The organism is Pseudomonas sp. NFIX49, assembly GCF_900115915.1.
Taxonomy (GTDB): Bacteria; Pseudomonadota; Gammaproteobacteria; order Pseudomonadales; family Pseudomonadaceae; genus Aquipseudomonas; species Aquipseudomonas pharyngis.
Genome location: NZ_FOYE01000005.1, coordinates 303406 through 326443, shown reverse-complemented (window position 1 = coordinate 326443; position 23038 = coordinate 303406). Strand labels below are relative to the sequence as shown.

Sequence of the window (23038 nt, the reverse complement as noted above, 5' to 3'; positions counted from 1 at the left end):
CAAATGAGGCGGCGAGCTTACCATGGCGAGCCGCGAGTTTGATTGATCCGGGTCGCCGCTGCGCCGAACAGGCTTGCATCTGCCCGGCACGATCAGTACAAAACGCCCTGAGCCGGACGGCAGCGCTGCACCATCGACCGTCCGCGCCGGTTAAAGCCTGAACCCTGAGGAAGTACCTGAATGAAAAAGTGGCAATGTGTGGTCTGCGGCCTGATTTACAACGAAGCCGACGGCTGGCCGGATGACGGCATTGCGCCGGGCACCCTGTGGCAGGACGTGCCGGAAGACTGGCTGTGCCCGGACTGCGGCGTCGGCAAGATGGACTTCGAAATGATCGAAATCAACTGAGAAAACACTGAGGAGTAGGGCATGAGCGCACCTGTCGTAATCGTTGGCACCGGGCTTGCGGGTTACAACCTGGCTCGCGAGTTTCGCAAATTCGATGGCGAAACCCCGTTGCTGCTGATTACCGCCGATGACGGTCGCTCCTACTCCAAGCCGATGCTGTCCACCGGCTTCGGCAAGAACAAGGACGCCGACGGCTTGAGCATGGCCGAGCCGGGCGCGATGGCCGAGCAGTTGAAGGCCGAGATCCGCACCCATACCCGCATCAGCGGCATAGATCCGGGCCACAAGCGGCTGTGGATCGGCGAGGAAGCAGTGAGCTATCGCGACCTGATCCTCGCCTGGGGCGCGGAAACCGTACGTGTGCCGATCGAAGGCGACGGCGGGGATCTGGTGTTCCCGATCAACGATCTCGAAGACTACGCGCGCTTTCGCGCCGCAGCCGCTGGCAAGCGCCGAGTGTTGCTGCTCGGCGCCGGACTGATCGGCTGCGAGTTCGCCAATGACCTGATTCTGGGTGGCTACGAGGTGCAACTGGTTGCACCGTGCGAGCAGGTGATGCCGACCCTGCTGCATCCCGCTGCGGCGGCTGCGGTGCAGGCCGGGTTGGAAAGCCTCGGTGCGCGTTTCCATCTCGGCCCGGTGCTGACCCGTCTGCAAAAAGTCGCGGATGGGCTGGAAGCACACCTGTCCGACGGCCAGGTCATCCCTTGCGATGTGGTGGTCTCGGCCATCGGCCTGCGCCCGCGGATCGATCTGGCCGCAGCAGCCGGCATCCAGACCAATCGCGGCATGGTGGTCGACCGTCATCTGCAAACCTCTCACGCCAACATTTACGCCCTGGGCGACTGCGCCGAGGTCAACGGGCTGAATCTTCTGTACGTCATGCCCCTCATGAGTTGTGCGCGAGCGCTGGCACAGACCCTGGCCGGCAACCCGACCGTGGTGAACTACGGACCGATGCCGATCACCGTGAAAACCCCGGTCTGCCCGCTGGTGGTTTCCCCGCCGCCACGGGGCCGCGAAGGCGTCTGGACGGTCGAAGGGCAGGGCGCCGACATCAAGGTGCTGTGCCACGACGCAGACGGGCAATTGCTCGGTTACGCCCTGACCGGCGCGGCGGTGATGGAAAAACTCGCACTGAACAAACAGCTTCCGGCCTTGCTGGCGTAAATACCGGTCGTTCTGTCGGAATCACCCCGCTTTTGCCCCCACAAACGTCGCGGGGAGACTGGCGCCGCCTTTAACCGCGTGCCATCCTCACTCCCGTCTGCCGCAGAGTAGAGCCTGCGGCGCCTTGGGCGCTGTTCCAACGAGAACAGCACGGACATAACAACAAAAAACCGTCAAAGGGGCTTCACTAATGCGTAAACCAGAACTCGCCGCTGCAATCGCTGAAAAAGCGGATCTGACCAAAGAGCAGGCCAACCGCGTTCTCAACGCCGTTCTCGAAGAAATCACCGGCGCCCTGCACCGCAAGGACAGCGTCACGCTGGTGGGCTTCGGCACCTTCCTGCAACGCCACCGCGGTGCCCGCACCGGCAAAAACCCGCAGACCGGTGAGCCGGTGAAGATCAAGGCCAGCAACACCGTTGCGTTCAAGCCAGGCAAATCGTTGAAAGACAGCGTCAATCCATAATGGCGGTAAACGCCCGGTCAGCCGGGCGCGCTGCATGAAAAATGGGCATACCGATTGCGGTCGGATGCCCATTTTTTGTGCTCGATGATTGGGGCCGGATCAGGCCGAGAAGAAGTACCGGGTCAGGTGAAAGAAGATCGGCGCGGCGAAACAGATCGAGTCCATGCGGTCGAGCATCCCGCCGTGGCCCTTGATCATCGTGCCCCAGTCCTTGGCGCTCAGGCTGCGTTTGATCGCCGACATGACCAGGCCGCCGAGGAAGCCCATCACCACGATGACCAGCGACATCAGCAGCGACTGCCAGAAGCTGAACGGCGTCATCCAGAACATGCAACCACCGATCAGCGTGGCGGACAGCCCACCGCCGACCAGCCCTTCCACGGTTTTTGACGGGCTCACCAGCGGCGCAACTTTGCGTTTGCCGAACAGCTTGCCGAACACGTACTGCAGCACATCGCTCATCTGCACCACGAATACCAGGTAGAACAGCAGCAGGGCGTTCTGACCCTGGAAACCCTGCAGGTCCAGCAACAGCAGCGCCGGCGCATGGCTGATGCAGTAGATGCAGATCATCACGCCCCACTGAATCTTCGCCGTGCGCTCCAGAAAGCCCTCGGTGTCCTGGCTCAACACGGCAATCGCCGGCAGCAGCAGGAATGCATACACCGGCACCAGCAGGGTGAACATCGAATACCAATGGGTGCCGATCAGCAGGTATTGCAGCGGGATCAGGATGAAAAACGCCGAAAACAGCGCGTTATGGTCACCGCGTGCGGTCGGCGTGAGTGTTATGAACTCGCGCAGCGCAAACAGCGAAATGAAGCCGAACAGCACCACCGTCGCATTGGGGCCGAGCAGCCAGGACACAAAGAAAATAATGACCATCCCCCACCAGGCATTCACGCGCTGGTTGAGGTTTTCGATGGTCGCGATGGAGCTTTCGCTTTTCGCCCGCCGTGCCAGTACGCCGCCAATCAGCGAAGCCACCGCCAGCAACCCGGCGATTGCCGCGAAGAACCACAGGAACTTGGTTTCCAGACTCATTTCGACAACCTCACGATGGCGTCACGCGCCCGTTCCAGAAACGCCTGTTTCTCCTCACCGGCAATCCTCTGCAGCGGGTCGCCGATGCGGATCGTGCAGATGATCGGCAGCGGCACGTGTTTGCCTTTTGGCATCGAGCGATGCAGGTTTTCCAGGTAGATCGGCACCAGATCGACGTCCGGAAAGGTTTCGGCAAGGCGGAAGATCCCGGACTTGAATTCCCCCGGCAGCGCCTGGGTGGAGCGGGTACCTTCGGGGAAAATGATGATCGAGTGGCCGGCCCGCACTACATCGAAAATCGGCTCCAGCACATTGGTGCCCGGTGCCGGATTACGCTCGATCAGCACCGCGTTCAGGCCTTTCTGCGAGATGTACGATAGAAAGTGGTTCTTGCCCCAGTAGTCGGCGGCGGCCACCGGTTTCACGTTCAACCGGGCTTCCGGCGGCAGTGCGGCGATGATCGCCAGGGTGTCCATGTGGCTGGTGTGGTTGGCGTAGTAGATGCGCTGGCGCGTGAGGTCCGGCGGGCTTTCCCAGCGGGCGGTCACGCCGATCAAGAAGCGCAGCACCGAAATCAGCGCATTACTGATCCACATGGGCCTTCCCCTTCAGTTGTCTGGCGATGGCCAGGGTGCGCGTCACGCAGGTCGCGACGGAGCCAAGGGCGATGATCACCAGCGCGATCAGCAAAGCGTAGTGGGTCGCGTAGTAAATGGTTTCGAACACGTTCAACAGCAACGCCACGGTCATCACCGCCATCCGGTGCTGCTTGGCCATCGGTCCCATGAAGCTCTGGGTGAGCCCTAGAGCGCCGCCGAACACACGGACATACGCTGTCAGCGCAGCGGCCAATGCTGCGAACCAGCCAAGATCGGACTGGCCGATGGCAAAACCCAAGCCGACGATCAGCAGACTGTCGGCTACTCGATCCGGAAACTCGTTGTACAGGCTGCCAACGGCCGACTGCTTGCCGCCTTCGATCGCCACCATCCCGTCGAACAGATTGCACAGCAGCCGCAGTTGAATGCCGACGATACACAGGATCGAACCGGCCACGCCGTTATCGATGTACAGCGTCACCGCGCCGAACAGCGCGAAGAGCATGCTGATGACGGAGATCTGGTTGGGGGAGATGTCCCGCTTGACCAGTTCATCCGTGAAGCGTTTCGCCCAGCCCGCGGAGCGGGTCTTGATGGGCCGTCTGTTTTCATCCATTTGCCAATGTCCGTATCAGTGGTAAGCCGTCAATTGATGACTGAGGCTGGCAATATAAAGGCACGTGCGCAGCATGAAATATATTGATGTAAGAACAGTCCGCGACATTTGTCAGAACAATCCACATCGAAAGTGTGTGCTTAAGCAGGGCGAAGGCTTGATGGATTGACGGCGCCTTGCGGGAAGTCCTGCAATTGTGCGGCTAAAGAAGTCTTGTGAAGTATGCAAAGTGTGCGATGACATCAAATTGATGGCACTTTTATTGATACCAGTTGTCCTCCTCGATTTGTTTAAAGATGCCTATCTGTTTTCGGAAGATTCCTACTTTATTTTCTTTCCAGTGTTGTCATGCTTTCGTCCGTATTTTGGAACGTGCGTTCAAGGAGGTGTCGGCGGGTTTCAGGCAGCCGCTCTGGGACGCAGGTTACGCCGGGGTTTGAAAGGCACGGTTGATATAAGCCGATATCAGGGAAACCCCTGAGACATATAGGGCGATCTCCTACAGCGCCCAATGAACAGTTCGTCTTGTTGTTTAATCAGATGCTTGCTAGTGGCCATCATAGTGATTACGATGCGCGCACTTGAAAGAGCAAACACTCAATTGGATGAGTCTTCCGACTGCTCTTCGATACTGTCCCGCGCCGCTGCAACTCCAATAGGCGCACGACCGTAATCCTGATAAAGGCCATGGATGTCCTACTCAAGCAAACTTTCCGCCCATTACCTCGAACTCGCTAAAGTCTCTGTTTCCAAAGAGAATTTTGCGGGCGAAGACGTTCGTTTCTCGAGCGAATTCGAGGCCCTGGAAAGCGAGCTGGCCAAAGCCTCGTCGATGCACGAAAGCGGGCAGATCGACTGGCTGAAAATTCGCGAAAACAGCGAAAACCTCCTGCGTACCCAATCCAAGGATTTGCGTGTCGGCGCCTGGCTGACCTGGTCGCTGTACCAGCGTGAATCCTTCCCCGGCCTGCTGGCCGGCCTCGGTTTTCTGCACCACTTGTCGGAAAACCACTGGGCCGAGATTCACCCGCTCAAACCCCGCACCCGGGCCGCCGCCATCGGCTGGCTGGTGCCGCGTCTTGAGCAGGTGATCACCGAAAATATCGCGATCAAGGAACAGCTGCCGATGTTCCGGCAGTTGTCCGAGCATCTGTCCGGTCTCGACGCCGCCTGCACCGAGCATCTGGGCGATGATGCGCCGCTGCTGCTGCCGCTCTCCCGCCGCCTGAAAACCATGATCCAGCGCGCCGCCGACAACCAGCCGGCACCCGGTGTGGTGGGCGCGGCGGTGGCGCAGGTCAAGCAGGCCGCCAGCCAGTTGCTGGCACCCGGCGCGCCGATCGACAACGAGAAAGAAGCCCACAAGGCCCTGCGCGCCCAGCAGGAAAGCGCCCGCCCGCTGTGCGCCTGGTGGCTCAAGCAGAAAGCCACCGACCTGCGCGCCCTGCGCCTCAACCGCACCTTGCTGTGGATGACGATCGACGCGGTGCCCGAGCGCAACGCCGAGCAGATCACCGTGCTGCGCGGGTTGCCGGTGGACAAGCTCAAGCAGTATCAGGACCGTTTCGATCAGGGCAAATACGCCGACCTGCTGGTGGAACTGGAGGCGAGCCTGGCGAAGGCGCCGTTCTGGTTCGATGGCCAGAGGATGGTCTGGGAATGTCTCCAGAACCTCAACGCCGAGCTGGCCATGCGCGAAGTGGAAATCCACTTCGCGCTTTTGATTCAACGCCTGCCCGGCATCATCGAGCTGCGTTTCCATGACGGCGCGCCGTTCGCCGATCCGTCCACCCGGGCGTGGATCGCCGGCAACGTCATGCCGCACCTGCAAAGCGCCAGTGCGCCGCGCAAGGTCGAGACCGAGAATGCTGAAACCCAGCCGGCCTGGGAAAAGGCCCTCGAAGAAGTCCAGCCGATCCTGCGCAAGGAGGGCCTCAAACCCGCGGTGCAGATCCTCAAACAGGGGCTGCAATCGGCGCACGGCGGCCGCGAACGCTTCTTCTGGCAGTTCGCCCTCGCGCGGCTGTGTTTCCTGGCCAAGAAATACGAACTGGCCAAGAACCAGCTCGAAACCCTCGATCAGACATTACAGGACTCAGGCCTGCACGCCTGGGAGCCCGATCTTGCATTGGAAGTGCTGCACCTGCTGCACAGTTGCTGCGAGTTGTTACCGCAGAACCATGCCGTACGTGAACGCAAGGAAGAGATTTATCGCAGGCTGTGCCACCTCGACCTCGAAGTGGTACTCGAATAGGCCCCAGGGCCACAACCGCAAGGAGAAAAGCCATGGCCAAAGAAGGCTCGGTAGCCCCCAAGGAACGCATCAACGTCACCTTCAAACCCGCCACCGGCGGTGCTCAGGAAGAGATTGAACTGCCGCTGAAGCTGCTGGCAATCGGTGACTACACCCACCGCAAGGACGATCGCAAGATCGAGGATCGCAAGCCGATCAGCATCGACAAGATGACCTTCGACGAAGTGCTGGCCAAGCAAGAGCTGGGTCTGACGCTGAGCGTGCCGAACCGTCTGCAGGAAGATGGCGAGGCCGACGAGCTGGCTGTGCAACTGCGCGTCAACTCCATGAAGGACTTCAACCCGGCCAGCCTGGTCGAGCAAGTGCCTGAGCTGAAAAAACTGATGGAACTGCGCGACGCGCTGGTGGCCCTCAAAGGCCCGCTGGGTAACGCACCTGCGTTCCGTAAAGCCATCGAAGGCGTGCTCGCCGACGATGAATCCCGCGGTCGCGTACTCGGTGAGCTGGGCCTGAACGCCGCAGCTCCGGACGCTTGAGACTCCAGCAGCCAAGGAAGCCAACACAATGAGCACTAGCGCAGCACAACAGAACGCCGCGGAAAACGGCGAATACAGCATCCTCGACAGCATCATCGCCGAAACCCGCCTGACGCCGGACGACGAAGCCTACGACATCGCCAAACGCGGTGTGTCGGCGTTCATCGAAGAGCTGCTCAAGCCGCAGAACAACGGTGAGCCGGTCAAGAAAGCCATGGTTGACCGCATGATCGCCGAGATCGATGCCAAGCTCAGCCGTCAGATGGACGAAATCCTGCACCACCCGGACTTCCAGGCCCTGGAATCGTCGTGGCGTGGTCTGCAACTGCTGGTCGACCGCACCAACTTCCGCGAAAACATCAAGATCGAAATCCTCAACGTCTCCAAAGAAGACCTGCTGGACGATTTCGAAGACTCGCCGGAAGTCATGCAGTCGGGCCTGTACAAGCACATCTACACCGCTGAATACGGCCAGTTCGGTGGTCAGCCGGTTGGCGCGATCATTGCCAACTACTACATGTCCCCAAGCTCGCCGGACGTGAAGCTGATGCAGTACGTGTCCAGCGTAGCCTGCATGTCCCACGCGCCGTTCATCGCTGCCGCCGGCCCGAAATTCTTCGGCCTGGAAAGCTTCACCGGCCTGCCGGACCTGAAGGATCTGAAAGATCACTTCGAAGGCCCGCAATTCGCCAAATGGCAGAGCTTCCGTACTTCGGAAGACTCCCGCTACGTTGGCCTGACCGTACCGCGTTTCCTGCTGCGTAACCCGTACGACCCGGAAGAAAACCCGGTCAAATCGTTCGTGTACAAGGAAAACGTTGCCAACAGCCACGAGCACTACCTGTGGGGCAACACCGCTTACGCGTTCGGCACCAAGCTGACCGACAGCTTCGCCAAGTTCCGCTGGTGCCCGAACATCATCGGCCCACAGAGCGGCGGCGCGGTTGAAGACCTGCCTCTGCACCACTTCGAAAGCATGGGCGAAATCGAAACCAAGATTCCTACCGAGGTTCTGGTTTCCGACCGTCGTGAATACGAACTGGCCGAGGAAGGCTTCATCTCCCTGACCATGCGTAAAGGCTCCGACAACGCGGCGTTCTTCTCCGCAAGCTCGGTGCAGAAGCCGAAGTTCTTCGGCATCAGCGCAGAAGGCAAGGCTGCAGAGCTGAACTACAAGCTCGGCACCCAACTGCCGTACATGATGATCGTCAACCGCCTGGCTCACTACCTCAAAGTGCTGCAGCGCGAGCAACTCGGTTCGTGGAAAGAACGTACCGACCTCGAGCTGGAACTGAACAAGTGGATCCGCCAGTACGTGGCCGACCAGGAAAACCCGAGCGCCGAAGTGCGTGGCCGTCGTCCGCTGCGCGCTGCGCAAGTGATCGTCAGCGACGTTGAAGGCGAGCCGGGCTGGTACCGCGTCAGCCTGAACGTGCGTCCGCACTTCAAGTACATGGGTGCCGATTTCACCCTGTCGCTGGTTGGCAAGCTGGACAAAGAGTAAGAGCGACTCATGGACGGATACGGCAGCCTTTTCGAACGCCTCAACGGCGACGCGGAACTACGCAAGGGCAGGAGCCTCGAGGCTTCGGCCATGGCGTCGGTGGCTGCCCATCTGGCCAAAATGCTCAGCACCCGGGCCGGCAGCGTGCAAACGCTGTCCGACTACGGGTTGCCCGATCTCAATGACATGCGCCTGAGCCTGCACGACTCCCTGAGTCAGGCCCGCCTGGCCATCGAAAGCTTCATCGAAGCCTACGAGCCGCGCCTGAGCAACGTGCGTGTCATTTCCCTGCCGCGTGACCACGATCAGCTCCGCCTGGCCTTCAGCATCGAAGGCCTGCTGGAAGTCGAGGGTTTCAAGCGTCAGGTCAGTTTCTCCGCGCGCCTGGATGGCAGCGGTCAAGTGAAGGTCAACTAAGGAGAACCCCGATGTCTGGCAAACCTGCAGCACGCGTATCCGACCCCACCGCTTGCCCGCTCCCCGGCCACGGCACCAACCCGATTGCCGCCGGTTCCGGCGACGTGTTCTTCGACGGCCTCCCGGCCGCCCGCGAAGGCGATGCCTCCGCGTGTGGTGGTGCGATGGTCGGCGGTTTGGCCACGACGGTGAAAATCAATGGCAAGTCTGCTGTCACTGTGGATTCCGTGGGCTCTCACGGTAACAAAGTCACTGCCGGTTCCGGGACGGTGATTATCGGCAATTCACATTCGCCGGCGCCGTTTGTGCCGCCGTTGCCGGTTGAACTCAAATGGCCATTTAACGAGCACTTCGTGATCAATTGCGAAGAGACAGGCAAGCCGCTAGCTGGGGTGGAATACACACTTAAAACAGCTTCGGGGAAAATCATAAACGGTGTGACAGGTGCCGACGGGAAAACTCAAAAAGTGTTTTCCACTACTGCAGAAGCGGTTGAGCTGATCATAGAGCCACAGAGTAGGGTTGTTCTCGCTTAGTTGTTGAACTTTAAAACTGGCGAAATTTGCGTGAAGTGATATCAGAGGGATGTGAAGATGGCTGCAACGACAGTAGCAACGACAATGACTCCGGCGAGTAACAAGTCCGGCCAGACTGCTACTGCACGTCAGTTCAAGATTACTGATATTCCGAACACGATGAGAAAAATCAACTGGCCTGTTGCAGCGGATCTGATGGCCCATTGGTTCAATGGCAAACCGTGGCCAAACGAAAGTGGTGGGATGGATGATGCTGTTAAAAGGCATGAAGCTTTTGCACCGGCAGAGTACATCGAAGAGTCCATAGTAAAAATGAGTTGGGTCCTTGGGTTTGAGCGTGCAAATACCGCATTCAAACAACTCAAGGCAAATTGGAATAGTCCCCTTGGGACCGATCTGATAAAGCAGAGATTGCGCAAGGCTTTTTCCAATAGTGCTCCTGGTTGTTATCCACTGGCTTTCAATGGAGTGGCCAGTGCTGCTGAAAAATTTGGTTACTCCAATAATAAAGTTGTCGAGTTCGAGCAGACCGGTGCTGATGACGTAAACGAGCTTCGAGCAGCACTCGCTAACTTTAATTTGCGTGTCATCGCCGAAGGCTCAGTGGTCGTTACAGGCAAGAGCATTGTTTTTACTCCATCAAAAATTGGTTTTTATATTGAAGATGCATACGACTTTAATGATGGAATTGCTCTTTTTAGTCAGGTTCTAGGCTACTGGAACTTTGATAAATTGATTACTGATCCCGCCGTCGGTTTTAAAACAAACGCAAAGCTGGCCGCCGAAATGAATTCTGTGGTGGCCGAGTCAACGTACAAGCAGGTAACGGGGCAGCAATCCCCTCAGCAAAAAGAAGAAGCCATACGTCGTTATAGAGAACTGGAAGGCAAACATTACATGCTTGTTCAAAATAGCGATTTTCGTGATTATCGGGATAAAAATAAAAAAGGCGGAGACTTTCGCGTTTATTCGGACATCTTGTACGAAACTGTATCAGTCGCGCCTATTGAGGTCCTTTTCAAATGAATTCATGGCGTAAGACTTTTATAAGCTTTGTAGCGCTTTTTGCTAGTTTGGTAATTGCTGTTGCTTTCATTGTAAATGGTGTTTTGAGTCGTGCGTCTGATGTCTCTAAAAAAAGTCCGTCCGGACAGTACCTTATAGAGTCTGTTCCTGCGAGTTCAATTTTAACTCCGAGAGATTCAGTTTATTTGCGTTTCACAGACTTAAATGACCCTGGTCGTGTTTATCGTACTCCTCTGTTTTCAGATGTTTCGTTGGATATGAGTGCGGATGAGGATGAAGAAACGGTGGGCGTTATCTTCATTGCGCTCAGCAAGAAAAGTAAGCAGTTCACGCTGGCATTGTCCAATCCACGAAAGCACTGGATGGATTTCTTTATTAGCAATACCCCTTACAAGGTTTTGGAAAATTGAAGGTCGCAATTCATGGTGCAGGTACTTGGTACGGGAATGTGAAGCCGGCATGAACATCTACGCCCGCGTTGCCATGAACCTGGCTTTCCATGCCGCTGGATGTGTTGCGTACGTTTTCCTGAACGACGCAGTGGTCGTTGCCTACAAAGCATTCAACGGCGGCTTCACCACCCGTGGCGTAGGCATCGGCATCGCACATTACATGTTCATTTATATTTTTTTCGCGGTGAACGCACTGGTTGCTGTGTTCCCGAACCTATGGGCAAAACTCGGCCTGCTCGCGCTGATGGTCTCTTGGATTCTATTCATGATGGTGCCCGACAACCCGTTGCGGGCGCTGTTCTACACCGTGGCTCAGGGCGGGGTGACGTTGCTGGCGATTCTGGCCACGCAGGTCATTGAGCTGCGCCTGGAAAAGCGCGCGTTGATGCGGCAGGCATTGCCTGCGATTGCTTCGCAGGTCGTGGTTTCGAAGATGAGGGCCTGCCCGTGATCGGTGTATCGAACGAGATGCCCATCCTCAGCCGCGCGCAGCTGAGTTTTTTCATGGGTGCCTTGTGGACGCCATTCTTGGCCATGCTGGCATTTTCATCCTATGGCCTGTGGATTGGCGATTATTCGACATTCGATTCGTCCGAGACCCACTGGGTGTATCTGTTGTGGTTCGGCATGCCCGGACTGTTGTTGTTTGCGCTGTGGGTATCGCGGGCCGCGAAGAGCCGCAATGAGCAGCAGGCGCTGCGGATGATCTGGTTGGCGCCGTTGAAGTTCATCCCTTTCTACGCGGTGCCATGGATGCTTTATGGCTTGTGCAGCCTGGTCGTCGGGCCGTTCGACAATGCTTTCATGGCCTACGGATGGATCCTGCTCGTGCCGTACCTCCTGATCGGCGGTTACGTGTGTGCCGGTGTGACAGTCGCGCTCTACAGGATATTTTTTTGATGAGTTCCACTACCAGGCAGGTAACCCGTGTCCTTTAACCACTACTACCAAAGCGAACTCACCGCACTGCGCCAACTGGGCCGCCGTTTCGCCGAGCGTAGTCCGGCGTTGGCGCCGTTCCTGGGGCAGGCCGGGCGGGATCCGGATGTGGAGCGGTTGCTGGAAGGCTTTGCGTTTCTGACCGGGCGGCTGCGCCAGAAACTCGATGACGAGTTGCCGGAGCTCAGCCACTCCCTGATGCAATTGCTGTGGCCGAACTACATGCGTCCGCTGCCGGCGTTCAGCATTCTGCAGTTCGATCCGCTCAAGCGTTCCGGGCCGGCGCTGAAGGTCGAGCGTGACACGCCGATCGAGAGCGTGCCGATCGAAGACGTGCGCTGCCGCTTCCGCACCTGCTACCCGACCGAAGTCATGGCCCTGGATCTGGCCGCGCTGAACTACTCGGTGAAGGGCGACGGTTCGTTGCTCAGCCTGCGCCTGGAGATGAGTGCCGACGGCCACCTCGGCGAGCTGGAGCTGAGCAAACTGCGCCTGCACTTTGCCGGCGAGCGCTACATCAGCCAGATGCTCTACCTGAGCCTGCTGCGCAACCTCGAAGGCATCGAACTGATCCCGCTCGACGGCGCCGGCAAGCCGATCGATGGCGTGAGCGGCAAGCCGATGGCGTTCAAGATTCCGGGCGACCGGGTCAAACCGGTGGGCTTTGCCGAAGAAGAAGCGTTAATCCCGTATCCGCTGAACACCTTCCGCGGCTATCGCTATCTGCAGGAATACTTCGCCTTCCAGGACAAGTTCCTGTTCGTTGATGTCCACGGTCTGGACATTCTCAAGGCGCTGCCGGAAGACACGCTCAAGCAGATGCGTGGCCTGGAATTGCGCTTCGACATCCGCAAGAGCGGCATCATGCGCATGCGTCCGACCTTGGATAACGTGAAGCTGTTCTGCACGCCGATCGTCAACCTGTTCAAGCACGACGCACTGCCGATCCGCCTCGACGGCAAACAGGACGAATACCTGCTGCTGCCGGCCGAATACGATCTGGAAAACTGCGGCGTGTTCTCGGTGGAAACCGTGACCGGCTGGAAACCCGGCGGCCTCGGTTATCAGGAGTACGTGCCGTTCGAATCCTTCGAGCACGACCCAAGTTTCGACGTGCCCAACAGCCGTCCGCATTACAGCATCCGCCAGCGCTCGTCGCTGCTGCACGACGGCCTCGACACCTACCTGAGCTTCGGCATCCGCCACACCGAAGCCCATGAAACCCTGTCGATCGAGCTGGTCTGCACCAATCAGAACCTGCCGCGCAAACTCAAGCTCGGGCAGATCTGCATGGCCTGCGAAGAGACCCCGGAGTTCCTCAGTTTCCGCAACATCACCCCGGCCACTTCCAGTTTCGCGCCGCCGCTGAACCGTGACTTCCTGTGGAAGCTGATCAGCAACATGTCGCTTAACTATCTGTCGCTGGCCGACGTCAATGCACTGAAGGTGATTCTCGAAACCTACGACCTGCCGCGCTACTACGACCAGCACGCGGAGAAGGTCAGCAAACGCCTGCTCGGCGGCCTCAAGCACATCAAGCATCACCACGTGGATCGCTTGCACCGTGGTTTGCCGGTACGCGGTCTGCGCACCGAACTGACCATCGACCCGGAAGGGTATATCGGTGAGGGCGATCTGTTCGTCTTCGCCTCGGTTCTCAACGAGTTTTTCGCGCTTTACGCCAGTCTCAATTCATTCCATGAGCTGCGGGTAAAAAGCACACAGGGAGAGGTGTACCAATGGACACCACGTATGGGCCTGCAGCCCCTGCTTTAAGCGGGCTGACGAAGGTAATACGCGAGTACTCGCTGTTTCAGGCCGTGCTGCTGGTGATCGACCGGCTGCGCGATGCGCACCCGTACCTGAGCGAAGACGACCTGTACGACCAGCTGGAATTCCAGGCCAATCCGAGCCTCGGATTTCCGCGCAGCGACGTCGATCGCGTGGAGTTTTTCGAAGAGCACGGGCAGATGCGCGCGCGCCTTCGGTTCAACCTGATCGGTCTGGTCGGTTCCGGTTCGCCGCTGCCGGCGTTCTACGGCGAGCAAGCCCTGGGCGACAGCGAAGACGGCAATCCGACGCGCAACTTCCTCGACCTGTTCCACCATCGCCTGCAACGGCTGATGCTGCCGATCTGGCGCAAGTACCGCTATCGCGCGAGCTTCCAGAGCGGCGCGGTCGATCCGTTCTCGTCACAGCTGTTCGCCCTGATCGGCCTCGGCGGCGACGAGATCCGCAAGGCCAAGGAGCTGAACTGGAAACGCCTGCTGCCGTACCTCGGCCTGCTCAGTTTGCGGGCGCACTCGGCGGCGCTGATCGAAGCGGTGCTGCGTTATTACTTCAAGCACGAAGACCTGGTCATCGAGCAGTGCATCGAGCGCCGCGTGGAAATCCTCGAAGAACAGCGCAACCGCCTCGGCTTCGCCAACAGCGTGCTGGGTGAAGACCTGGTGCTGGGCGAACGCGTGCGCGATCGCAGCGGCAAATTCCGCATTCACATCACCGAACTCGACTGGGAACGCTTCCACGAATTCCTGCCCATCGGTTTCGGTTACCAGCCGCTCTGCGCGCTGGTGCGGTTCACCCTGCGTGACCCGCTCGATTACGACATTCGCCTGGTGCTGCGCCCGGAAGAAATCCGCGAACTGCGCATTGGCGAGAAGAACGACTGTCGCCTGGGGTGGACCAGTTGGCTGGGCTGCGAAAAAGCAGACGGCGTGGTGACCCTGGGCAGCAAAATTCATTAAGGACGTGAGCCATGATCAACGTAGACCTGCAACAACTCATCCAGGCGCTGGACGCCGAAACCCGTCGCGATCTGGAGCGTTCGGCCGAGCGCTGCGTGGCCCGTGGCGGCAGCAAGATTCTGGTCGAAGACTTGCTGCTCGGCCTGCTGGAGCGCCCGAACGGTCTGCTCTCCCGTGCGCTGCAGGATGCCGACGTTGATGCCGGCGAACTGAGCGCCGCGCTGCAATCGCGGGTCGAGCACAGCGCTTCGCGCAACCCGGTGTTCGCTCCGGAACTAGTGCAGTGGCTGCAGGACGCGCTGCTGGTGGCCAACCTTGAACTGGGCCAGACCTCGGTCGAAGACGCGGCGCTGATCCTCGCGCTGCTGCGCAACCCGATGCGTTACGCCGGCAGCCGCTACCAGCCGTTGCTCGCCAAACTGAACATCGATCGCCTGAAGGAATTTGCCCTGTCGCAACAACCTCAGGCAGCGGCCAACGGCAAACCGGCCGCCCAGGGCGAATCGCTGCTCGAGCGCTTCACCCACAACCTGACCCAACAGGCCCGCGACGGCAAACTCGACCCGGTGCTGTGCCGCGATGGCGCGATCCGCCAGATGGTCGACATCCTCGCCCGTCGCCGCAAGAACAACCCGATCGTGGTCGGTGAAGCCGGTGTCGGTAAAACCGCCATCGTCGAAGGCCTGGCCTCGCGCATCGCTGCCGGTGAAGTGCCGCAAGTGCTCAAAGGTGTCGAGCTGCTGTCGCTGGACATGGGCCTGTTGCAGGCCGGCGCCAGCGTCAAAGGTGAGTTCGAGCGTCGTCTGAAAGGCGTGATCGACGAGGTCAAAGCCTCGCCGAAGCCGATCATCCTGTTCATCGACGAAGCCCACACCCTGATCGGCGCGGGCGGCAATGCCGGCGGTTCCGACGCGGCCAACCTGCTGAAGCCGGCGCTGGCCCGTGGCGAGCTGCGCACCATCGCCGCGACCACCTGGGCCGAGTACAAGAAATACTTCGAGAAAGACCCGGCGCTGGCCCGTCGCTTCCAACCGGTTCAACTGCACGAACCGACCGTGAGCGAAGCGGTGACCATCCTGCGTGGCCTGGCTCAGGTCTACGAAAAGAGCCACGGCATTTACCTGCGCGATGACGCGGTGGTTTCGGCAGCGGAACTATCCGCCCGTTATCTGGCCGGTCGGCAACTGCCGGACAAGGCTGTCGATGTGCTCGACACCGCGTGCGCCCGTGTTCGCATCAGCCTCGCTGCGGCTCCGGAAAGCCTGGAACGCCTGCGTGGTGAGCTGGCTGAAGGTGGCCGTCAGCGTCAGGCCCTGCGCCGCGATGCCGAAGCCGGTCTGCTGATCGACCACGAAGCGCTGGAGGCACTGGAAGCGCGTCTGGACGAAGCCGAAGCGGAAAGGGTCGCACTGGAAACCCAGTGGACCGAGCAGAAACAACTGGCCGAGCGCCTGCTGGAACTGCGTCAGCAACTGGCCAAGGCCCGTGAAGCCGCTGCGGTCGAGCCGGTGGTCACCGTTGAGGAAGACGCCGAAGGCACCGTGATCGAAACCCACGCCGCCGACATCGACGAAGCCCTCAGCGTCGAGGCGCTGGAAGCGCAACTCAACGAAACTCATAGCGCCCTGACCGCCGCTCAGGTCAAGGAGCGTCTGGTCAGCTTCGAAGTCTGCCCGCGTCTGGTGGCCGAAGTGATCAGCGCCTGGACCGGCGTGCCACTGGCGCAACTGGCCCGAGAGCACAACGCCAAGGTCGCCAGCTTCGCCACCGACCTGCGCACTCGCATCCGTGGTCAGGAACAAGCCGTGCACGCACTGGATCGCTCGATGCGCGCCACCGCTGCCGGCCTGAACAAGCCTGACGCACCGGTCGGCGTGTTCCTGCTGGTCGGCCCGAGCGGCGTCGGCAAGACCGAAACCGCACTGGCACTCGCCGACCTGCTGTACGGCGGCGACCGCTTTATCACCACCATCAACATGTCCGAGTTCCAGGAGAAGCACACCGTTTCCCGCCTGATCGGTGCACCGCCAGGCTACGTCGGTTACGGCGAGGGCGGCATGCTCACCGAAGCCGTACGCCAGAAGCCGTACTCGGTGGTGCTGCTCGATGAAGTCGAGAAGGCTGACCCGGACGTGCTCAACCTGTTCTACCAAATCTTCGACAAAGGCGTGGCCAACGACGGCGAAGGGCGCGAGATCGACTTCCGCAATACGTTGATCCTGATGACCTCGAACCTGGGCAGCGACAAGATCAGCGACCTCTGCGAAGACGGTGCGCGCCCGACCGCCGAAGTGCTGGAAGAAACCATTCGCCCGGTGCTCAGCAAACACTTCAAACCGGCGCTGCTGGCGCGGATGAAAGTGGTGCCGTACTACCCGGTCGGCGGCCCGGTGCTGCGCGAACTGATCGAGATCAAGCTCGGTCGTCTGGGCGAGCGCCTGAACCGTCGCCAGCTGGACTTCACCTGGTGCCAGAACCTCGTCGATCACTTGTCCGAGCGCTGCACCCAAAGCGAAAGCGGTGCACGCCTGATCGACCATTTGCTCGACCAGCACGTGCTGCCGCTGGTGGCCGACCGCTTGCTCGACGCCATGGCCACCGGTGAAAGCCTCAAGCGTGTGCATGCGACGCTCGACGGTGAAGCCAGCGTGACCTGCGAGTTCGCCTGAGGTGAGTGTGATGTTCACTCAAGTGCCGCAGCCACTGCTCTATGCCGAAGCCTTGCTGGCGCAGTTCGCCAGCCTGTCGCGGGCGGCGGACGGTGCTGCGCTGCTGGGTGACTTCGTGCGCGGTCTGGCCGGGCTGAGCGGTTGCGAACTGACGCAGCTGTACTTGCTGGACGCTACGCACACGTCGCTGGGGATGAATGCCGAATGCCTCGACGGCGTGCTGCAACCGCGCAGCGCGGCGAGTCTGCCGGCGGACTACAACGGCGAGCAACTGTTGCAATTCGCCCTGTGCCAGAACCGCGTGGTGTGCTTCGACGACCTGGGCGGCAGCCTGCACGAAACCAGTTTTCTGCCGGCGTCGTCCACGCCGTGGCAGTCGCTGTTGTGCGTGCCGCTGGTCAATCAGCAGAAGGCCGTCGAAGGCCTGTTGCTGTGCGCCAGCCGTCGCCACATCAACCTGCAAGGGTTTGCCGATTCTCTCGGCCAGCTCGGCTCTTTCGTGCTTGGTCAGTTGCACTTGCTGCAACGCCTGCGCCAGCCAGTGGATGCGGCGGCGCCGGTCGTGCGCAGCCTGCCGAGTGCCAGCGGCTACGGCCTGATCGGCAAGAGCGCGGCAATGCGTCAGACCTACTCGCTGATCAGCAAAGTCCTGCACAGCCCGTACACCGTGCTGTTGCGTGGCGAGACCGGCACCGGCAAGGAAGTGGTGGCGCGGGCGATCCACGATTGCGGCCCGCGCCGGTCCCAGGCGTTCATCGTGCAGAACTGCGCGGCGTTCCCGGAAAACCTGCTGGAAAGCGAGCTGTTCGGCTATCGCAAAGGCGCGTTCACCGGGGCCGATCGAGACCGCGCCGGGCTGTTCGACGCGGCCAACGGCGGCACCCTGTTGCTCGACGAAATCGGTGACATGCCGCTGTCGCTGCAAGCCAAGTTGCTGCGCGTGTTGCAGGAAGGCGAGATCCGTCCGCTGGGTTCCAACGACACCCACAAGATCGACGTGCGCATCATCGCTGCAACGCACCGCGATCTGTCGGTGCTGGTCAGCGAAGGCAAATTCCGCGAGGACCTGTACTACCGCCTAGCGCAATTCCCGATCGAATTGCCGGCCCTGCGTCAGCGCGAAGGCGACATCCTCGACCTGGCCAAGCACTTTGCCGATAAGGCCTGCACTTTCCTGCAACGTGATCCGGTGCGCTGGTCGGACGCGGCGCTTGAACACCTGTCCGGTTACACCTTCCCCGGCAACGTGCGTGAACTCAAAGGCCTGGTCGAGCGGGCGGTGCTGTTGTGCGAGGGCGGCGAGTTGCTGGCCGAACATTTCTCGCTGCGTCTGGAATCGGCGTCGGTGCCGGAAGACCACTGCGGCCTCAATCTGCGCGAACGACTGGAAGCGGTCGAACGCAATCTGCTGCTCGATTGCCTGCGCAAGAACGACGGCAACCAGACGCTCGCCGCCCGCGAACTGGGCCTGCCGCGCCGCACGCTGCTGTACCGGCTCGGCCGCTTGAACATCAATCTGGGTGATTTCGATGGGTAGGCGAAAGTCCGTCGGATTCACCTCGAACACCTATGTCAGCGCCGCCCGCAAGGGTCGGCGCTTTGTGCTTTGTCTACACCTGGAGACCCTCTGATGTCTGTTCGTCACTGGCACGCTGTCCTGCTGACCCTCGTCGTTCTATGCGGCCTCGGCGGTTGCAGCGGCAATTACAAATTCAACGATAACGATTACCGCCCGTTGGGTGATCCGCAGGCGGTCAATCGCGGCAAGTGACCGCAAGGAGCATCAAACATGGAATTGGTTTTCGAAATGCTGAACACCAAGCAGTTCGTGCCCACCGAGCTGTGCCAGCGGACCTTCAAACAGGCCGGTGGCGTGATCGGGCGGGGCGAGGACTGCGACTGGATCATCCCTGACCGCAAGCGGCACTTGTCCAACCACCACGCGATCGTCAGCTATCGCGAGGGTTCGTTCTTCCTGACCGACACCAGCAGCAACGGTGTGCAGGACGGCGACAGCGGCGCACGCCTGCACAAGGGCGAACCGGTGCGCATCGAGCACGGCAGCACCTACGTGCTGGGCGACTTCGAGATTCGTGCGCGCCTGGTGCGCGACCCGGCGACCTTCGACGGTGAAGTCGGCCTGCCACGTGCCGCCGGCAGCATCATCCCGGACGACGCGTTCCTCGACCTCGACCCGCTTAAGTCGCTGGAGCAGCAAGAGCGCGTGTACTCGGAATTCGAGGAAATGCTCGCACCGGTGACCGACCCTGAAGACTCCCGTCAGCGCGCCGACTACGCGCGCATCGACATGGAAAGCCTGATGGTGCCGGAGCTGATCGTCGAGCCCACGCCTGAGCCTGCGCCGGCGCCGAAAGCGGTCGAGCGTCAGAGCGAAACCTTCTGGGATAAATTCGGCGCGGCCCTTGGCGTGAACGTGAAGAACCTCAGCCACGACGAGCGTGAAGCGCTTGCGCTGAACGCTGCACGTCTGCTGCGCCAGAGCATCGGCGGTCTGCAACAGAGCCTGCGCACCCGTTCGGAGCTGAAAAACGAACTGCGTCTGGCCCAGACCACCGTACAAGGCACCAACAAGAATCCGCTGAAATTCGCCGTCGATCCGAGCGAGGCGCTGGACATCCTGTTGCAACCGCACAAGCCGGGCCATTTGCCGGCCGAGCAGGCGATCTCCCGGGCGTTCCGCGATTTGCAGGCGCATCAGGTGGCGCTGCTGACCGCCAGCCGCGCGGCGGTGCGCGGCACTCTGGAGCACTTCTCGCCGGAGCAGTTGACCCTGCGTTTCGAGCGCGACAACAAGCCGTTGCTCGCCACCGCCGGCGGGCGCTGGAGAGCGTTCAACCGTTACCACCATGCGCTGCGTCAGGACGACGACTGGAGCGAGCGCTTGCTGGCCCGCGACTTCGCCCAGGCCTACGAAGAACAGATCCGCCTGATCTCCACCCTCCACACCGACCACCAAGGATGATGCGCATGTCTCGCCGCTCGACCGCTTTTTTCAAGACGCTGACCGCGCTCACCCTGTTGGTGCTGCTCGCCGGTTGTTCGTCGCTGTCGCCGTATTCGAAAGTGACCAAGATCAACCTGAAGCTGACCGGCAGCGATCAGCTGAACCCGGACCTCAACGGTCGTCCGTCGCCGATCGTGGTGCGCCTGTTCGAACTCAAGCACCCGGTGACCTTCGAGAACGCCGATTTCTTCAGCCTCTACGAGCGCGCCAAGGAATCCCTCAACCCGGATCTGGTGGCCAGCGAAGAACTCGAACTGCGCCCGGGTGAAACCGTGGAACTGAAACTCAGCGTGGAGGAGGGCAGCCGCTTCATCGGCATCCTCGCCGCGTACCGCGACCTGCCGGAAACCAAATGGCGCCACACGTTCCCGATCACGCCGCTGGAAGTCACCGAAGCCGATCTGACCCTGGATCAGGCCGGTATCCGCAAGACCAACGAAGTGCTCGCCAAGGCGGATGACTGATCATGAATACCCATAAAGTCATCTGGCAGGAAGGCATGCTGCTGCGTCCGCAGCACTTCCAGCACAACGACCGCTACTACGATCACCAGATGAAGACCCGCACCCGGTTGCTGGGCGGCTACACCTGGGGTTTCCTGAACCTTGAGATCGACTTGCAGTTCCTCAACATGGGCAAACTGGTAATCAGTGAAGCCTCGGGAATTCTGCCGGACGGCAGCCTGTTCGAACTCGGCGGCAACACCGAACCGCTGGCGCTGGACGTGCCGCCGAACACCGGCAACACGCCGATCTACCTGGCGCTGCCACTGGTCACCGGTAACCACATCGAGGCCCGTCGCCCGGAGCAGTCCGACGTGCTGGCGCGTTACACCGCATATGACGCCGAAGTGGCCGACTCCAACGCCGGTGATGATTCCGCCAGCCAGGTCAGTTGCGGTCGCCCGGACTTCAAGCTGTTGCTCGGCGAGCAGCAGAGCGACCAGGCCTACGTGAAGCTGAAAATCTGCGACGTGCTCGACACCACACCGGACGGCGTGATCAGCCTCGACCCGGATTTCGTGCCGACCTACATTCAGGCGCACGCCTCCAGCTACCTGCTGTCGTGCCTGAAAGAAGTGATCAGCATGCTCGGTCACCGGGGCGACACCATTGCCGAGCGCATTCGCTCGAACGGCAAGGTCGGCGGCGCGGAGATCGGCGACTTCATGATGCTGCAACTGATCAACCGCACCGAACTGTTGCTGCGCCACTACCTGGGTCTGGAGCAGGTTCACCCGGAAGAGTTGTACCGCACGCTGCTGACCATGCTCGGCGATCTGGCGACCTTCTCCAGCGACAGCAAACGCCCGCGTCTGGACAGCCGCTACTCCCACGCTGACCAGGGTGCGAGTTTCCGCAAACTGATGGAGTCGATCCGTCAGGTGTTGTCGATGGTGCTGGAACAGCACGCCATCGAACTGATCCTGCAAGCGCGTCAGTACGGGATCATCGTGTCGCCGCTGCACGACCACAAACTGCTGGGCTCGGCGTCGTTCGTGCTGGCAGCCAGTGCCAACTGTGATTCCGAAGAACTGCGCAACCGCTTGCCTGCGCACCTCAAGGTCGGCCCGGTGGAGCGCATCCGCCAACTGGTCAACCTGCACCTGCCGGGGATCAAGGTCAAACCGTTGCCGGTGGCCCCGCGGCAGATCGCGTTCCACTCCAACAAAACCTATTTCATCCTCGAACTCAGTTCCGAAGACCTGGCACAACTCGAGCGCTCCGGCGGCTTCGCGTTCCATGTGTCCGGAGAATTCGCCGAGCTTGAACTGAAATTCTGGGCCATCAGGAACTGACCGACATGATCAAGGACATGGAACACAACCAGGACGACAAAACCGTCCTGCTCGACCGTCAGGGCCATGGCCCGGCGGCGAGTCCGCTGACCGACTTCGCCGCGCCACCGCGCTTCGAGCAACTGGAAGAACGGATGATCTACGCCGCGCGCCTGCGCCCGGCGGAAGCCTTCAACATCAGCCTCAATTCGCTGGTGGCGGCCTCGTCCGAACTGTTGTCGGAAGTGGTGCGCCTCAAGCACAGCGAAACCCGCGAAGACCTCTACGCGCTCAACGAGCGCCTGACCGCCGGGCTCAAGCTGTTTGAAGTACGCGCCCTGCACAACGGCGCCGAAAGCAGCCAGGTGATGGCCGCTCGTTACGTGCTCTGCACCGTGGTCGACGAAGCCGTCGTGACCACGCCGTGGGGCAACGAAAGCGAGTGGTCGCAGATGAGCCTGCTCAGCAGCTTCCACAACGAAACCTTCGGTGGCGAGAAGTTCTTCCAGCTGCTCGATCGGCTGTCGAAAAACCCGGTCAAGCACCTGCCGATGCTGGAGCTGATGTACCTGTGCCTGTCCCTCGGTTTCGAAGGCAAGTACCGCGTACAGGCGCGCGGCATGCTGGAACTCGAAGGCATCCGCGACGCCCTGTACCGGCAGATCCGTCAGTTGCGTGGCGACGTGCCGCGCGAATTGTCGCCGCAGTGGGAAGGCCTCAACGATCAGCGCCGCAATCTGGTGCGCATCGTGCCGGCGTGGATGGTGGTGCTGTTCACCTTCGTCTGTCTGGTGATGATGTATTCGGGCTTCGCCTGGGTCTTGGGCGAGCAGCGCGACACCGTTCTGCAACCATATCAGCCGCTTGATCCGGCCGCGGCGCAGCCGCAGTCGCAGCCGTAAACAGGGACGTG

The 23038-nt window shown here is 60.4% G+C and carries 24 protein-coding genes; 21 read left to right on the top strand and 3 right to left on the bottom strand.

All coding sequences use genetic code 11. The features are described from left to right. Window positions 1-180: 180 nt before the first annotated feature. The 3 genes from BMZ46_RS16450 (at window position 181) to BMZ46_RS16440 (ending at window position 1984) form a co-directional block, all read left to right on the top strand. Window positions 181-348, top strand: coding sequence for a rubredoxin (locus tag BMZ46_RS16450; protein WP_007954349.1), 168 nt, complete (start codon window positions 181-183; stop codon window positions 346-348). 21 nt (window positions 349-369) lie between these two features. After that, window positions 370-1518, top strand: a complete 1149-nt coding sequence (locus BMZ46_RS16445) for an NAD(P)/FAD-dependent oxidoreductase (RefSeq protein ID WP_074689930.1) — start codon at window positions 370-372, stop codon at window positions 1516-1518. A 190-nt stretch (window positions 1519-1708) separates the two neighbouring features. Then, complete coding sequence (locus tag BMZ46_RS16440) at window positions 1709-1984, top strand: HU family DNA-binding protein (protein ID WP_003213368.1); 276 nt, start codon at window positions 1709-1711, stop codon at window positions 1982-1984. Window positions 1985-2083: 99 nt separating this feature from the next. Here the strand turns inward: BMZ46_RS16440 and BMZ46_RS16435 are convergent, their stop codons facing one another. The 3 genes from BMZ46_RS16435 to BMZ46_RS16425 are packed head-to-tail and all read right to left on the bottom strand — an operon-like array spanning window position 2084 to window position 4243. Further along, window positions 2084-3028, bottom strand: a complete 945-nt coding sequence (locus BMZ46_RS16435) for a phosphatidate cytidylyltransferase (protein ID WP_039765128.1) — start codon at window positions 3026-3028, stop codon at window positions 2084-2086. Continuing rightward, window positions 3025-3624, bottom strand: coding sequence for a lysophospholipid acyltransferase family protein (locus BMZ46_RS16430; protein WP_074689932.1), 600 nt, complete (start codon window positions 3622-3624; stop codon window positions 3025-3027). The genes BMZ46_RS16435 and BMZ46_RS16430 overlap by 4 nt, the downstream gene beginning before the upstream one ends. Then, entirely contained in the window at window positions 3611-4243 is a 633-nt protein-coding gene (locus tag BMZ46_RS16425) for a CDP-alcohol phosphatidyltransferase family protein (RefSeq protein WP_039765131.1), read from the bottom strand. The genes BMZ46_RS16430 and BMZ46_RS16425 overlap by 14 nt, the downstream gene beginning before the upstream one ends. A 691-nt stretch (window positions 4244-4934) precedes the next feature. On the opposite strand from BMZ46_RS16425, the gene tssA reads away from it, so the two are divergent. The 18 genes from tssA (at window position 4935) to icmH (ending at window position 23027) form a co-directional block, all read left to right on the top strand. Beyond that, entirely contained in the window at window positions 4935-6497 is a 1563-nt protein-coding gene (gene tssA, locus BMZ46_RS16420) for a type VI secretion system protein TssA (protein ID WP_039765132.1), read from the top strand. A gap of 32 nt (window positions 6498-6529) precedes the next feature. Then, window positions 6530-7033 carry a type VI secretion system contractile sheath small subunit gene (gene tssB, locus BMZ46_RS16415; RefSeq protein ID WP_003229587.1) on the top strand — a complete coding sequence of 168 codons (504 nt, stop codon included), beginning with the start codon at window positions 6530-6532 and terminating at the stop codon, window positions 7031-7033. Window positions 7034-7061: 28 nt separating this feature from the next. After that, window positions 7062-8537 (top strand): type VI secretion system contractile sheath large subunit, encoded by a 1476-nt coding sequence (gene tssC, locus BMZ46_RS16410; RefSeq protein WP_011336600.1) that lies wholly within the window; start codon window positions 7062-7064, stop codon window positions 8535-8537. Window positions 8538-8546: 9 nt separating this feature from the next. Then, complete coding sequence (gene tssE, locus BMZ46_RS16405) at window positions 8547-8954, top strand: type VI secretion system baseplate subunit TssE (protein ID WP_039765135.1); 408 nt, start codon at window positions 8547-8549, stop codon at window positions 8952-8954. A gap of 11 nt (window positions 8955-8965) precedes the next feature. After that, window positions 8966-9490 carry a PAAR domain-containing protein gene (locus BMZ46_RS16400; RefSeq protein WP_074689934.1) on the top strand — a complete coding sequence of 175 codons (525 nt, stop codon included), beginning with the start codon at window positions 8966-8968 and terminating at the stop codon, window positions 9488-9490. 57 nt (window positions 9491-9547) lie between these two features. Beyond that, window positions 9548-10516 (top strand): DUF6402 family protein, encoded by a 969-nt coding sequence (locus tag BMZ46_RS16395; RefSeq protein WP_074689936.1) that lies wholly within the window; start codon window positions 9548-9550, stop codon window positions 10514-10516. Next, entirely contained in the window at window positions 10513-10926 is a 414-nt protein-coding gene (locus tag BMZ46_RS29105; protein WP_074689938.1) for a hypothetical protein, read from the top strand. Before BMZ46_RS16395 ends, BMZ46_RS29105 begins: the two co-directional genes overlap by 4 nt. Window positions 10927-10975: 49 nt before the next feature. Beyond that, window positions 10976-11419 carry a hypothetical protein gene (locus tag BMZ46_RS16390; RefSeq protein ID WP_074689940.1) on the top strand — a complete coding sequence of 148 codons (444 nt, stop codon included), beginning with the start codon at window positions 10976-10978 and terminating at the stop codon, window positions 11417-11419. Between the two features lie 17 nt (window positions 11420-11436). Beyond that, on the top strand, window positions 11437-11868 hold the full coding sequence (locus tag BMZ46_RS16385; RefSeq protein ID WP_074690212.1) for a hypothetical protein: 432 nt from the start codon (window positions 11437-11439) through the stop codon (window positions 11866-11868). Window positions 11869-11895: 27 nt separating this feature from the next. Further along, the gene (gene tssF, locus BMZ46_RS16380) at window positions 11896-13683 is read left to right on the top strand and encodes a type VI secretion system baseplate subunit TssF (RefSeq protein ID WP_039765144.1); all 1788 of its coding nucleotides are present in this window, start codon (window positions 11896-11898) and stop codon (window positions 13681-13683) included. Continuing rightward, complete coding sequence (tssG, locus tag BMZ46_RS16375) at window positions 13647-14654, top strand: type VI secretion system baseplate subunit TssG (protein WP_039765146.1); 1008 nt, start codon at window positions 13647-13649, stop codon at window positions 14652-14654. The genes tssF and tssG overlap by 37 nt, the downstream gene beginning before the upstream one ends. 11 nt (window positions 14655-14665) lie before the next feature. Then, entirely contained in the window at window positions 14666-17323 is a 2658-nt protein-coding gene (gene tssH / locus BMZ46_RS16370) for a type VI secretion system ATPase TssH (RefSeq protein WP_074689942.1), read from the top strand. A 10-nt stretch (window positions 17324-17333) separates the two neighbouring features. After that, window positions 17334-18860, top strand: coding sequence for a sigma-54 interaction domain-containing protein (locus tag BMZ46_RS16365; protein WP_074689944.1), 1527 nt, complete (start codon window positions 17334-17336; stop codon window positions 18858-18860). A gap of 93 nt (window positions 18861-18953) precedes the next feature. Beyond that, the gene (locus BMZ46_RS16360) at window positions 18954-19094 is read left to right on the top strand and encodes a hypothetical protein (protein ID WP_003229566.1); all 141 of its coding nucleotides are present in this window, start codon (window positions 18954-18956) and stop codon (window positions 19092-19094) included. Window positions 19095-19112: 18 nt separating this feature from the next. After that, window positions 19113-20306, top strand: a complete 1194-nt coding sequence (gene tagH, locus BMZ46_RS16355) for a type VI secretion system-associated FHA domain protein TagH (protein ID WP_039765152.1) — start codon at window positions 19113-19115, stop codon at window positions 20304-20306. 5 nt (window positions 20307-20311) lie between these two features. Next, window positions 20312-20812, top strand: coding sequence for a type VI secretion system lipoprotein TssJ (gene tssJ, locus BMZ46_RS16350; RefSeq protein ID WP_011336587.1), 501 nt, complete (start codon window positions 20312-20314; stop codon window positions 20810-20812). A 2-nt stretch (window positions 20813-20814) separates the two neighbouring features. Continuing rightward, window positions 20815-22146: a type VI secretion system baseplate subunit TssK gene (gene tssK / locus BMZ46_RS16345; RefSeq protein WP_039765155.1), complete on the top strand. Its 1332-nt coding sequence runs from the start codon at window positions 20815-20817 to the stop codon at window positions 22144-22146. 5 nt (window positions 22147-22151) lie between these two features. Then, window positions 22152-23027 (top strand): type IVB secretion system protein IcmH/DotU, encoded by an 876-nt coding sequence (icmH, locus tag BMZ46_RS16340; protein WP_011336585.1) that lies wholly within the window; start codon window positions 22152-22154, stop codon window positions 23025-23027. Window positions 23028-23038: the final 11 nt, after the last annotated feature.